Origin of the sequence: Pseudomonas sp. EL_65y_Pfl2_R95 (assembly GCF_963971045.1) — a bacterium.
In the GTDB taxonomy this organism is placed as follows: Bacteria; Pseudomonadota; Gammaproteobacteria; order Pseudomonadales; family Pseudomonadaceae; genus Aquipseudomonas.
Genome location: NZ_CAXAOV010000001.1, coordinates 137,876 through 151,492 on the forward strand (window position 1 = coordinate 137,876; position 13,617 = coordinate 151,492).

The following is a 13,617-nucleotide window of genomic DNA, read 5'->3' on the forward strand; positions in this document are numbered from 1 at the left end:
ATGCAACGGAAACCGACGGTACTACATGAAAAGAATGCTGATTAACGCAACTCAACCCGAAGAGTTGCGTGTTGCTCTGGTCGATGGCCAACGCCTCTATGACTTGGACATTGAATCCGGCGCTCGGGAACAGAAAAAGGCCAACATCTATAAGGGCCGTATCACCCGCGTTGAACCTAGCCTTGAGGCCGCTTTCGTCGACTTCGGCTCAGAACGCCACGGCTTTCTGCCCCTCAAAGAAATCTCCCGCGAGTACTTCAAAAAAGCCCCTGATGGCCGCGTCAACATCAAAGATGTGCTGAGCGAAGGCCAGGAAGTTATCGTTCAAGTTGAAAAAGAAGAGCGTGGCAACAAGGGCGCAGCCCTGACCACCTTCATCAGCTTGGCTGGTCGTTACCTGGTACTGATGCCGAACAACCCACGTGCTGGCGGTATCTCGCGTCGCATCGAAGGCGAAGAGCGTAACGAACTGCGTGAAGCCCTGAACGGCTTGAATGCCCCGGTCGACATGGGCTTGATTGTACGCACGGCTGGTCTTGGCCGTAGCAGCGAAGAAATGCAGTGGGACCTCGACTACCTGCTGCAACTGTGGAGCGCAATTAAAGAAGCTTCGCAAGACCGCGCCGCTCCGTTCCTGATTTACCAGGAAAGCAACGTCATCATCCGCGCCATCCGCGATTACCTGCGCCAAGACATCGGTGAAGTTCTGGTAGACAGCGTTGAAGCACAGGAAGAAGCCCTGAGCTTTATCCGCCAGGTGATGCCGCAGTACGCCAGCAAGATCAAGCTTTACGAGGACAGCGTTCCGCTGTTCAACCGCTTCCAGATCGAAAGCCAGATCGAAACCGCTTTCCAACGTGAAGTTAAATTGCCTTCAGGCGGCTCGATCTTTATCGACCCAACCGAAGCACTGGTGTCGATCGACATCAACTCGGCGCGCGCCACCAAAGGTAGCGACATCGAAGAGACTGCACTGCAGACCAACCTTGAAGCCGCTGAAGAAATCGCGCGCCAACTGCGCCTGCGTGACATCGGCGGCCTGATCGTTATCGACTTCATCGACATGACGCCGGCTAAAAACCAGCGCGCCGTAGAAGAGAAAGTCCGCGAAGCCCTGGAAGCTGACCGCGCCCGCGTACAAGTCGGCCGCATCTCGCGCTTCGGCCTGTTGGAAATGTCCCGTCAACGCCTGCGCCCATCGCTCGGCGAGACCAGCGGCATTGTCTGCCCGCGTTGCAACGGCCAAGGCATCATCCGTGATGTTGAGTCGCTGTCGCTGGCAATCCTGCGCCTGATCGAAGAAGAAGCCCTGAAAGACCGCACGGCTGAAGTTCGCGCACAAGTGCCGATCCCAGTCGCCGCTTTCCTGCTGAACGAAAAACGTAACTCGATCACCAAAATTGAACTGCGCACCCGTGCCCGCATCGTCATTCTGCCGAACGATCACCTCGAGACGCCACACTTCGAAGTGCAGCGTCTGCGTGATGACAGCATGGAAGCGCAAACGACTCAGTCCAGCTATGAAATGGCAACCGCTGAAGTTGAAGAAGAAAAGCCAGCTACCGGCACCCGCACCTTGGTTCGCCAGGAAGCTGCGATCAAGGCAGCCCCGCCTCGCTCCGCCCCAACGCCGAGCGAAACCGTAGCGCCAGTCGCTGCTGCCGAGCCGAGCCTGTTCAAAGGTCTGGTCAAGTCGTTGGTCAGCTTGTTTGCGACCAAGGAAGAAGAGCAGCCAGTGGTTGTCATTGAGAAGAAGTCGGAGCGCCCGGCGCGTAACGACGAGCGTCGCAATGGCCGTCAACAAAACCGTAACCGTGGTGGCCGTCGTGACGGTGGTCGCGATGAAGAGCGCAAGCCGCGTGAAGAACGTGCTCCGCGTGAAGAGCGTCAACCGCGCCAGCCGCGTGAAGAGCGCGCGCCACGTGAAGAGCGTCAGCCACGCGAAGTTGTAGAAGTTCGTGAACCGCAGGAAAATCGCCAGTCGCGCCCACCACGTGAGCGCAAGCCACGCGAAGAGCGCCAGGTACGTGAGCTGCGTGAACCGCTGGACGCACCAAGCGAAAACGCCGGTGAGACTGCTGTTGCCAACGAGCGCCCGCAACGCGAACCACGCCAGCCGCGTCAGCCACGCGAAGAGCGTCAACCGCGTAAAGAGCAGACTGCAGCGGCGACTGAAGATGAAGAACTGAGCAGCACTGAAAATGCTCAGGATGATGATCAAGACAGCAATGAGAACGAGCGCCCACGTCGTCGTTCACGCGGTCAGCGTCGTCGTAGCAATCGTCGTGAGCGTCAGCGCGATGCCAATGGCAATGTGATCGAAAACACTGATGAAAACAGCGAAAGCAACGAAGATGACAGCGCCGTAGCCGCTGCTGCAGTCGCCAGTGTTGTCGTTGCAGAAACAGTTGAAGCCGCACAACCTGCCGATCAATCAGTCGCTGAAGACGCTCAAGCTGAAGCGCCACAGCGTCACAGCCGCAAGCAGTATGAAGAGCAAGCGCCTGCAGCCGAAACCGAAGCCCCTGCGGCAGAAAGCAAAGCTGAAGAAGCACCTGCACTGGCTACTGAGTCGGTTATTGTTCTGCCAACGCCTGAAGCTGCACCTGAGCCGTCAGCGCCTGAAGCGCCAAAAGCTGAGCCGCGCATTGAGGCTGTTGAGCCAACTGTCTTGCCAGCCGCGGAGCCAGTCATTGAAGCCAAAGCTGAGACTGTTGCTGCTGTAGAAGCTCAAGAGCCAGCAGCACCAATGGTTACTGAAGCGGCTGCTGAACCCGTAGTAGAAGCTGAACCTGCGCCAGTGGTTGTTCCAAGCAACGGCCGTGCACCGAACGACCCACGCGAAGTTCGTCGCCGCAAGCGCGAAGAAGAACGCCTGGCTCGTGAAGCTGAACAAGCAGCCCCAGCTACACCAGTGGTTGTTGCAGATGAGCCGGTTGAAGTTGTGCCAGTGACTCCAGCAGCAACACCGGTTGAAATAACCCCTGAAGCACCCGCTCCAGTGGTTACCGAAACGCCGGAAGTCGAAAGCAAAGACGTAAAAGAAGCTGAAGAGCAACAGGCTGATGACGCGGAAAAACCGCAAGCCTAAGTTCACTCAGTAATGAAAAAGGGACGCTTCGGCGTCCTTTTTCATTCCGCCAGATTACAACACGCCGCTTGGCCACCGTGGCTCAAACAATAATTGAATGTGTAAGCGTAAATGGTGGCCGAAAAAGGCGTCGACCATCCTACGGCAGAGCCACGCAATCGCGGATCCGTAGGGTGTGACAACGCGAAGCTTGCCCACCATGGTGCCGAAAACACGTAAATATTCGAAACCGCAATGGTGGATGAAAAAGCGCCATCCACCCCACGGGTCAGGCAATACACTTATCAAATGCGGCTTGCAGGTCTTGCGGGTTGATCGCGTCGCGTGTGCCAATCACAATCACTTGGCTGTAAGGCTGGGTATCGCGCCAGTCTTCTGCCAATTTGATTTCGCTGCGGCTTCCGACTAAGTGCAGCACACTTCGCTGCTTAGGCGCTTCAGCGATATTACAGATACCCTTGGCCCGGTAGATGTTCGCAGGCAACGCTGCAAGAGCATTTCGCAGGGCATTGAGTGAAAGGGGTTGATCAGACTGCCAACTCCAGGTCGCAAAGACATTGCCATGATCAGGTTCAGTTACAGCACCCAAAACACTGGCTGAGGTCACTGGCTTAAGCTTGCTTGCAACACTTATCCGCCCTACTCCCAATACCAACTCCAGCGGCACATCACAGTGGTTGGCCTGCAACAGGCGCACCTTGGGATAGAGCCAGCGCGCGCGCAACGCCGCTACCTGCTCTTCAGCGACCTGATCAATCTTGTTCAGCACAATAATATCGGCTGCATCCAGTTGATCCATCGCCAACTGCGCCATCTCACCCTTGAGCCCATCAAACTGCGCCGCGTCGACCACGGTCACAATGCTGTCGATAGTCAATGCGTCGCGGAACTGCGGATACCTGAGGGTATTGGCGATTTTCTGCGGATTGGAAACCCCACTGGCTTCAATCACTATATATTCGGGGCGACTTTCCCGGCTGCTGAGCAAACGACTTAACTGCTCAATCAAGTCACTTTCAACGGTGCAGCAGATGCAGCCATTGGTGAGGCTTACCGTGGTCTGGGTCTGGCTGACGATAAGCTGGCTGTCGATATTGATCGCACCGAAATCATTGACCATGACCGCCATACGCAGGCCGTGGTCACTGTTAAGGATGCGGTTAAGCAGCGTGGTCTTACCCGCGCCCAAAAAGCCGGAAACAATAGTCACCGGGATACTTTGTCTTCTGTTCATAATCCGCAAGCCTCAAAACTGTTGAGTAGAACACCCGCCCTGCTCATATCGATCAAAAATCGGGTAACTCGCCCTGCCAGATAGCAGCATGGTCGGTGTCGTCAAACTCGCCTAAACGGTCCCACATCACTTCCCCTTCGAGTAGGGTCAGCTGTACCTGGGTATTGTGGATATTGCCCTTTGGACTCTGGGCGAACAGATCGCGGTCGAGGACGATCAAATCGGCCGACTTGCCCACCTCAATCGAGCCCGCCTTGTCATCAATACCCATGCACCAGGCGCCATTGATGGTCATCACGCGCATGGCTTGTTCCAAGGTGATTGGGTTGCCATAGAAGCAGCCTTCTACATCACCAAATGGATTTTCCCGGGTGATCATCGCTTCGAAGCCAATCCAGGGATTGATGCTCGATACAGGCCAGTCGGTGCCCATCACCGCCACCCCGCCCGCTTCCAGCACACCTTTGAAATTGTAGGCACGCTGCATACGGTCCTCACCAAACACCGCCCGGGCATTGGCAAAGGAAGACGGGAACCAGCCAACCGGAGAGAATTCAGCCGTCACCTGCAACTCGGCAAAGCGCGGCAAGTTGGCATCCAGCAAGGTAGTGCTGTGTGCACACTGATGACGCACGCCACTATCGCCGTTACGACGGCGCGCTTCAGCCACTGCATCGAGGAACAAGTCCGACGCACCGTCACCGGTACAGTGGGCAATGACGCGCACGCCCTTGCGGTCCATATCCACCACCATGTCGCTGATATGCTCAGGGGTCAGGTTAAGGTGGCCGCGCCAGCTGCTTTCACCTGGCCAAGCGCTGGAAAGGTAGGACGAACGTGATTCGTGGGTACCATCAAAGTGAAATTTCACCGCGTTGGCATTAAGGCGAGCGCTGCGATAGAAATGCCGCTCACCGGCCAACAGTTCCCAGCGGCGCTTGACCGGAAAGATGTCATCTTGCCAACTGATTGCAGCCTCAACCCGTACCGTCAGTTCGCCGGCCTGATCGATCGACTTCAGCGCATTAAGTCGATGCTCACACACATGCACGTATTTAGTGCCGACCACGCCATGGCCACTCTGGAACTGCACGCCTTCGCGGTAGGCTCGTTTGAGCGCATGTTGCGGGGTCGGCGGCATGGCGGCGTGAATCAGTGCATAGGCGCCATCAACCAGCACCCCGGTCGGCACGCCGGTGATGCTGTCACGCTCGATATAACCGTGGCGTGGATCCATGGTCTCGGCATCAATTCCCGCCAGCTCCAGTGCCTTGGAGTTGACCATCATGCAACCCCAGGAGCGATCCAGAATTGCCACCGGGCGATCCGGCATAAAACTATCAAGCCACTCACGGTCCGCTACCAAGCCTGCTTGCTTGAATGTGTAGCGCACAAAGTATTGGCCGTAGACCCAGCCATCACCCGGATTGGCAGCGGCATAATCAAGCACCGACTGTTTAACCTGCTCAGGCGTCGGGTCATCCAAACCAATCGCCAGATCACCGGAATAGCCCGGCGCCAGCGCCAGGTCCGGGTGGGTGTGCATGTCATACAAACCCGGCATGACAAAACGGCCTTTAAGGTCCAGCACCCGTGTCTGCTCACCAATAAATGGCTCAACTGCGTGGTAATCGCCCACCGCAACAAAACGGCCGTGCTTGACCGCTACCGCTTCAGCCCAGCTTTGCTGGTCATCAACGGTGTAGATCCGACCGTTAATCAGCACCAGCTCAGCGGCGCCGATTGCGCCCGGAATATTGGAGGAAAGAAAATTATCGGACTTGGCCATCGAATAAACCTCGAAGCAATATGCTCCGCGGCTCAGTCGAGCCAAATCGAAGCAGGCAGATTATTGTCAAATATCAAAAAGGCGCTCCAGCGGGCGGGACAGACCGTTGGTGCGCTAAAAACAGCGGTGCGCTACAGCACCAAATGGGCCATAAGTGACAGTACCGGCAGCGAGATCAAAACCCGCAGCAGGTAAATCACAAACAGGTCACGCAAGCGCAAACCAAAGTTAGCGCGCACCAGAATAATGGCTGCTTCAGTGAAGAAAATGATCTGGGTGACTGCAACGCCGACCAGCACGAAGCGAGTGATTTCACTCTCGATGCCGGACGCCAGGATCGACGGCATGATGCTGTCGACAATACCGGCCAAAAGCGCCGGCGCCGCCTCAGCGGCTTGCGGAATCTGCAGTAACTCCAGATACGGCACCAACGGCAACGACAGGATGTGGAACACGCTGGTGTACTTGATCAACGCCAGCCCCACACACCCGATCAACATCATTGCGGGGTACACCGAAATCGCAATGTCGGCGCTAATATGCACCCCTTTCTTGACCAGCTCAGCGGGGCCATCGGCTTTATCAGCTCGCTTGATTGCCCGGCTCAGACCCAGCGCAAACAATCCCTGCCCCTCGCCGTTATCAGTTGCCAATTGCTTGCCAACACTTGGGTTGTAGCTATTGAGCTTGCCACGCAATGGCGGCAGTTTAGGTACGATCAGCGCGCAAATAACCCCAGTTACTGCGACCGATAAGTACCACTGAATAAACACGTGCTCCATACCGATCAGTTTGACCAACAGGTAGGAGTAAGCAATGGATACGATCGAGAAGTTGGTCGAGATCACGCACGCTTCACGGCTGGTATAAAAACCGCCACGGTATTGCTGGGTGGTGAGCATGATGCCAACGCTGGAGGCAGACAACCAGGATGCTGCGCAGTCAACTGCCGCACGCCCAGGTAAACCAAACAGTTTCTCAAAAACCCGACTCACCAGCGTGCCGATAAACTCCATCAGGCCAAAGTCGGTGAGCAACGGCAGCAAGATGGCCGACAGCAGATAAATCGCAAGCACCACCGGCCCAACATCATAGAGCATGACCCCACCGGTATCCCGGCTCCAGACCCACTCCGGCCCCACCTGGAAAAACACCATCAGCATCAACACAGCGCCAATCACCCGAACAGCAGTCCAGGCCAAGCTCGGATTGAACAACTGAATGAAACGGTTAGGGTTGTTTTTCAGCGGGCTAAAACGCACCAACAGGGTAATCAAACTAGGAATGGTTGCTACGGCAACTGTGGCCGGTACCAACGTCGGTTTAAGCACATCATTAACATAGTCAATGATAAAGGCGATCATCACCGTGATACGGCCATCAACACTCACAGGTGTCAGGAAGAGCAATATTCCAATCAGCGTCGGAATAATGAAGCGTAAAAGTTGCTTGGTGGTGTAGGGTCCCAAGGGCGATCCATTATGACTTGATGCAGGTTGTGTCTCGGATGACTCCAGCATGTTCTCACCTTTTTTTGTAGTTGTAGTACTGCTCTGACGGCACGCAGTCGTTGGCGTTAAAGCGCGCAGCCAGCTGTGCGCTTTAACCGGGAATTTCAGCCGCGGAATGAACGGTCGATGCGATCAAGCCGGCGCAGTTCTGCCTGCCAGACCAAATCGACACTCTCCTGGTGGTAGGCCGGATGCTCAAATTGGCGTGCGGTCATTTCGCAATCTTCAGGCGAAGGGATAGTCAACGGCCGTCCAGTTTTCATGGCTTCAAGTTGGATTTCGCAGGCTTTGTTCAGGTAAAACATAAAGAAGTAGGCTTCAGCGACACTGCGCCCGACGGTAAGCAAACCGTGGTTACGCATAATTGCGCAGTTCTTGTTGCCCAGAGCACCAACAATTCGCTCACGCACTTCCAGATCAAGCGGAATACCTTCGTAATCGTAATAAGCCACGCGATTATAGAAGGCCATGTTGGTCTGATTAAGCGGCAGTAAGCCTTCTTCAAGCGCCGCCACACCCATGCCTGCAAGGGTGTGAGTGTGCATCACGCAAACAGCATCGTGGCGCTGCATATGGATGGCGCTGTGTACCGTGAACCCAGCTGGATTGACGTCCGGGCTGCTGGCATCGAGCTTCTTGCCGTTGACATCAATGCCGACCAGGTTGGACGCTGTGATTTCCTCAGGCAACAGGCCGTACTGATTAATCAAGAACGCCGGTTCGGCCGTGGCCATGCGCGCAGAGATGTGGGTGAATACCTGATCGCTCCAACCATTGAGTTGCAGCAGCCGGTAAGCAGCGGCCAAGTCGGTACGCAGGGACTGCTCTGTGGTTGAATTATTATGCATCAGGGTTCCTCAGGCTATTTAGAGCAACCGCGCAGACTGCGACCCACGCTTTAGCTGAGTCAGGCTGTTCACGCCACTGCTCTTATTGTCATGAGCCGAGAGTAGGTGGCTTGAACCATGAGGAATATCGACTTATTCTTGAGCAAATCATTCCAAAACGTCATGAAGTCACATGCGCAGACAACTTCCCAGCATGATCTCACTGAGTTGCTTCGCCGCCTTCGCTCGTCACATGAGCGTAACCAAAGCGGCAGAAGAGCTGAACCTGACCCAAAGCGCGGTCAGCCGGCAGATCAAAAATCTGGAAGATATGCTGGGTTGCTCATTGGTCGAACGGGTCAAGCAGCGCCTGCAACTGACCGACAATGGCCGTCAGTACGTACAGGAAATCAGCCTGCTACTGGACCAAATCGAAGCCGCAACCCACCAGGTTAGAAGCAGCCATGCCGGGCACCTTCGGGTCGGCGCTGAGCCCTCCTTCACCACACGCTGGTTGCTGCCGAAATTGCGCGACTATGCAAGCCTGCACCCGGAAATAGATCTGGAAATCATGAATGACCTGCGCCGTCTGTATGACGGCCATGAAGGGTATGACGTTGGCATTCTCTACGGCGACGGTCACTGGCCGGAGTTTGACTCGCAATTTTTGATGCACGGTGAAATGGTTGCAGTCTGCACACCGGAACTGCTGGAACGCTATGGCGAAATCATCGAACGCCGTGACATTCTGCGCTATCCCCTGCTGCACCACGCCGCTCATTCGCCACAGTTCAGGTCATCGACCCAACTTTGGCTGGACGACGCGGGCCTCAGCCCAAAAGAAATAGACATGCTCCCAGGGCAACGCCTGGAGCACTTTCAGTTTGTCCTTGATGGCGCACTCCATGGCCTGGGTGCAACTGTCCTGCCCCGCCTGTTCGTCACTCCGGAAGTCGATGCAGGACGCCTCAAAATCGCGTGCAAGACCCCGCTCAACTGCGGCGAATACTATGTGGTCGTGCCCAAATTGAATCGCGAGCCCAAGGTCGATCACTTCGCCCAATGGTTGCTGCAATGGCGTGAACAAGCGTAGCGCCCAATCCCATATCGCACAGAATAGAACGGCTTAGCCCCGCATTCGAAACCGCAAAAAGCCTGGTCAGGCCATTAATTGACAGAAATGTTATCGATAACATAGACTCACGGCCTCCCCACTCGCAGCCGAATGGCCATTATGCAAATGCCAAAATCCAAGCCTCTTGTTGGGCTTCTGCACACTTGCCTGGTTGATCTGTATCGCCCGAGCATTGGCTTTGCCAGCGTTCAGTTGCTCGAACAAGCTGGCTGTGAGGTGCAGGTACCGAGCTTACAAACCTGTTGCGGGCAGCCCGCCTTCAACAGCGGCAACATTGATGCGGCCCGCGCAATGGCTCGCCAGGTTATTGAGGCGTTTGCAGCATTTGATTATGTGGTGGGCCCTTCCGGGTCGTGCATGAGTCAAGTCAAAGTGCATTACCCGCAACTCTTCCGCGATGATCCACAGTGGCTGAAACGTGCACAGCAGTTGGCTGATCGTAGTTTCGAGCTGATTAGCTTTATCAGTGACGTGCTGGGGGTTACCGAGAATCAAGCCCACTATCAAGGCACAGTGACCTATCACGACAGCTGTTCCGGCTTGCGCGACCTGGGCATCAAGCAGCAACCCCGGACACAACTTGGACAGGTGCAAGGTCTGACGTTGGTGGAGATGCCTGAAGCCGAGACCTGCTGCGGTTTTGGTGGAACATTTTGCGTCAAATACCCCGAAGTGTCCGCGCGCATGGCCAGTCAGAAAGTCAGCAATATTGTCGCAAGTGGTGCCGATACCCTTGTCGGCGGCGACCTCGGCTGCCTGTTGAATATCAGTGGTCGACTCACTCGCTTAAACAACCCAGTGCGGGTCTTCCACGTGGCTGAAGTTCTGGCCGGCATGACCCATATCCCGGCTATTGGTGAAGGAGAGCGTCACTGATGCAACTTGCCTCCGCCAACTTCAAAAATGCAGCTCGCGCGGCATTGCAGGACCCAAATCTACAAGCGGCGATGGCCGAGAATCGTAACTTTGCCGCCCATGTTCGTGAGCAGGTTAACTCGACCATCAATTTTCAAGTTTTACGCGATCAAGCTAGAGCAATCAAAGACCACACACTGGCCCACCTCGATCATTACCTTGAGCAATATGAAGCCGCTGCAACCCGGCAAGGTACACAGGTCCACTGGGCGCAAACGCCTGAACAAGCGCAACAGATCGTGCTGGACATCTGTAATCAAGCTCAAGCACGCAGCGTGATCAAGGGTAAAACCATGATCGGTGAGGAAATGGGCATCAACGATGCCCTCGCCCGCGCGGGCATTGAGCGTTACGAGACCGATTTGGGCGAATACATACTGCAACTGGCAGATGAGCCACCGAGCCACATCAATGGGCCTGCCATTCACAAGACGCTGGAGCAGGTACAGACGCTGTTCCATGAGCATCATCAAGATCTGGGGCGGGAAGGTTTTCTCAGTGAGCCTGCCGACTTGCTGGCAGAAGCCAGGCGTCTTTTGCGTAAGCGCTTCCTTGAAGCAGATGTAGGCATTACCGGCGCGAACTTCTTGATCGCCGAAGATGGCAGTCACGTACTGGTCACGAATGAAGGCAACGGTGACCTCACAAGCATCTTGCCGAAAGTGCGCATCGTCCTCGCCAGCATTGAAAAAGTGCTGCCAAGCTGTGCAGATGCCGGGGTCCATTTGCAGCTACTCGCCCTGAGTGCCACCGGCCAGCCGCTCACCAGTTACACCACTGTTTACGGCGGCCCGAAAACGGCCGATGAGCTCGATGGCGCAGAGCAATGCTACGTCATACTGCTCGACAACGGGCGCAGCGAAATGCTGGCAGGTGAGTTTCGACCCATGCTGCGTTGCATACGCTGCGCCGCCTGTATGGACAACTGCCCGGTGTACAACTGGGTCGGTGGCCATGCTTATGGATGGATTTATCCAGGACCCATGGGTTCAATCTGGACGCCACAACTCACGAGTCTGGAGCAGACGGTCGACCTGCCAAATGCCTGCACGCTCAATGGCCGCTGCGCAGAGGTTTGCCCCATGCAGATCCCCCTGCCCGACATGATGCGTGTATTGCGCAATCAACAATGGCAAAAGCACCTGACGGCGACCACGACACGTTGGGGTATCGGTGTCTGGGCAGCATTAACAAGCCGGCCAAGACTCTATCGCCTCGCCACTGGTGTAGCGGCACGTATTATGGCTTTGGCCGGTAAAAAACACGGCCACATCAAGCGCTTGCCGCTTGCAGGTGGATGGACACAGCAGCGTGACATGCCTGCACCGCAAGGCCGAACGTTTCAGCAGCTCTGGAAGCAGCGTCAAGCGCAAACAAGCAAAGGTACACAATGAGTACGTCACGCCAAGCTATCCTGGACAATGTTCGTAAGTCACTCGGCCGCGAGCCTCAGTCAGCGATTGAGGCGCACCCCTTCAAAAAACGTATAGCACTCAGCGAAGTCAGTGCAGCTCCGCAACAGCGCTTCCTGGAGCGCCTGAAGATTACCGGTGTGACCCTGCAATTTCTGACGGATATTTCCCAGGTGCCAGCTGCTGTCTGCGCGTATTACCTAGACCACCGGTTGGAGGGTGCCCTAGCAGTCGCACCAGCCTTGGCTCAGCTACCTTGGAGCCAGGCTGGCCAACAGATAGACAGTGGCACGGCTCAGGGGCATCACCAGATCGGTGTTGCTCAGGCGTTCGCCGGTATTGCCGCGACCGGGAGCCTGGTGATGCTGGCGAATGCACAGAACCCTGCCGGGTTGAGTTTTCTGCCCGAACATCATTTGGTGGTGCTGCACAGCACACGCCTGCTCAGCCATCTGGATCAGCTCTGGCCGCTGCTTAACGACACAGATCAGCGCATCCCGCAGGCTATACAGCTAATTACCGGCCCCTCCAGCACTGCCGATATTGGTGGTCAGTTACTGTATGGCGCGCACGGACCACGGGCGGTGCATGTATTGCTCGTCGCATAGCTTTTAGCCTGCAATCGCCGCACGCAGTCGCTAGCGATTGGTTGATTCACGGGCAATCAGCTCGCACCCCACATCAACCTGCCCCACCGCTGGGCTTCGGTCTTTGATCATTTGCGTCAGTAACTCAACCGTCGCATTGGCGACTAACTCTGCTGGCACCCGTACGCTAGTCAGTGTGGGGGTGGCGACACGGGCGATCGGCAAATCACCGAAGCCACAAATGCCCAGTTCACCGGGCACATCAATCGCTTTACGCTGACAACTGAACAACGCGCCTATGGCGGGCATGTCGTTGGTGAAAAATGCCCCATCAAACTCAAGTTCTCCGGCTGCATAGCGCTCAATCACATCGACGCCATCATCAATATGCGGGATCGCCGAGGTTTTGATCCGTAGCGGCTCGATCGCCAGCCCCTGCATGACGGCGTGACGGAAGCCCAACCAGCGCAGATTCTCGCGGGCGTCATCAAAGCCAAAGAACGCAGGGCGCTGATAGCCACATTCGACCAAATGACGACCCGCTGCCGCACCCGCGGCCCAATTAGAAAAACCCACCACTTGCCCCACTGGTTGCCGCGGATTATCGCCTTCAGGCAGGTCCCACAACTCGACAACCGGAATCCGCGCCGCCGCTAACAGCTCGTAGGTTTCCGGCGTGTGATACCCATAGGCCAAAATCAAACCATCCAGCTGTCGCCCAAGAAAAGCGCGAAGCATTTTGGTTTCTTCTTCCGGTGAAAAGCGCGTTTCACCAATCAACATGTGCAGCCCAGCCTGACTCAAGCCTTGCTGGAGGATTTCGATGGTGGTCGCCAGAATCGGGTTGGTGATCGTAGTAATCAGCGCACCAACCACGCCACTGCGCCGCGTTACCAGCGCACTGGCGGCCAGATTGGGTACATAACCCAATTCACGCACCGCCAGATCAATGCGTTCGCGCGTGGCTTGCGAAACCAGATCGGGCTTACTCAGCGCCCGTGACACGGTCATACCGGAAACACCGGCTAATCGTGCGACATCCTGAACGGTCGGTTTATTCTTGGTCACGCTCACTGCCTCATGGCACCTGCCTGATGCAGGCGCGGCTATTATCCA

General features: G+C 55.9%; 10 protein-coding genes. 5 read left to right on the top strand and 5 right to left on the bottom strand.

Going from position 1 to position 13,617, the window contains the following annotated elements; genetic code table 11:
- Window positions 1–25: 25 nt before the first annotated feature.
- The gene (gene rne, locus AACY09_RS00635; RefSeq protein ID WP_339485472.1) at window positions 26–3,091 is read left to right on the top strand and encodes a ribonuclease E; all 3,066 of its coding nucleotides are present in this window, start codon (window positions 26–28) and stop codon (window positions 3,089–3,091) included.
- A 268-nt stretch (window positions 3,092–3,359) separates the two neighbouring features.
- Here rne and AACY09_RS00640 read toward each other — a convergent pair whose 3' ends face one another.
- The 4 genes from AACY09_RS00640 to AACY09_RS00655 form a co-directional block, all read right to left on the bottom strand.
- Window positions 3,360–4,325 (bottom strand): CobW family GTP-binding protein, encoded by a 966-nt coding sequence (locus AACY09_RS00640; RefSeq protein ID WP_339485473.1) that lies wholly within the window; start codon window positions 4,323–4,325, stop codon window positions 3,360–3,362.
- A 52-nt stretch (window positions 4,326–4,377) separates the two neighbouring features.
- Window positions 4,378–6,114: an amidohydrolase gene (locus AACY09_RS00645; protein ID WP_339485475.1), complete on the bottom strand. Its 1,737-nt coding sequence runs from the start codon at window positions 6,112–6,114 to the stop codon at window positions 4,378–4,380.
- Between the two features lie 131 nt (window positions 6,115–6,245).
- Window positions 6,246–7,634 carry a YjiH family protein gene (locus tag AACY09_RS00650; protein ID WP_339485476.1) on the bottom strand — a complete coding sequence of 463 codons (1,389 nt, stop codon included), beginning with the start codon at window positions 7,632–7,634 and terminating at the stop codon, window positions 6,246–6,248.
- Window positions 7,635–7,729: 95 nt separating this feature from the next.
- Entirely contained in the window at window positions 7,730–8,473 is a 744-nt protein-coding gene (locus AACY09_RS00655; RefSeq protein ID WP_339485477.1) for a class II aldolase/adducin family protein, read from the bottom strand.
- A gap of 172 nt (window positions 8,474–8,645) precedes the next feature.
- Between AACY09_RS00655 and AACY09_RS00660 the strand changes: the two genes are divergently transcribed.
- The 4 genes from AACY09_RS00660 to AACY09_RS00675 all read left to right on the top strand — a co-directional run bounded on the left by AACY09_RS00660 (window position 8,646) and on the right by AACY09_RS00675 (window position 12,522).
- Entirely contained in the window at window positions 8,646–9,545 is a 900-nt protein-coding gene (locus tag AACY09_RS00660; RefSeq protein ID WP_339485478.1) for a LysR substrate-binding domain-containing protein, read from the top strand.
- Between the two features lie 141 nt (window positions 9,546–9,686).
- Window positions 9,687–10,463, top strand: a complete 777-nt coding sequence (locus tag AACY09_RS00665) for a (Fe-S)-binding protein (RefSeq protein WP_339485479.1) — start codon at window positions 9,687–9,689, stop codon at window positions 10,461–10,463.
- Complete coding sequence (locus AACY09_RS00670; RefSeq protein WP_339485480.1) at window positions 10,463–11,896, top strand: lactate utilization protein B; 1,434 nt, start codon at window positions 10,463–10,465, stop codon at window positions 11,894–11,896. Before AACY09_RS00665 ends, AACY09_RS00670 begins: the two co-directional genes overlap by 1 nt.
- Window positions 11,893–12,522 (top strand): LutC/YkgG family protein, encoded by a 630-nt coding sequence (locus AACY09_RS00675; RefSeq protein ID WP_339485481.1) that lies wholly within the window; start codon window positions 11,893–11,895, stop codon window positions 12,520–12,522. The genes AACY09_RS00670 and AACY09_RS00675 overlap by 4 nt, the downstream gene beginning before the upstream one ends.
- 30 nt (window positions 12,523–12,552) lie before the next feature.
- Here the strand turns inward: AACY09_RS00675 and AACY09_RS00680 are convergent, their stop codons facing one another.
- Complete coding sequence (locus tag AACY09_RS00680) at window positions 12,553–13,569, bottom strand: LacI family DNA-binding transcriptional regulator (RefSeq protein ID WP_339485482.1); 1,017 nt, start codon at window positions 13,567–13,569, stop codon at window positions 12,553–12,555.
- Window positions 13,570–13,617 lie beyond the last annotated feature (48 nt).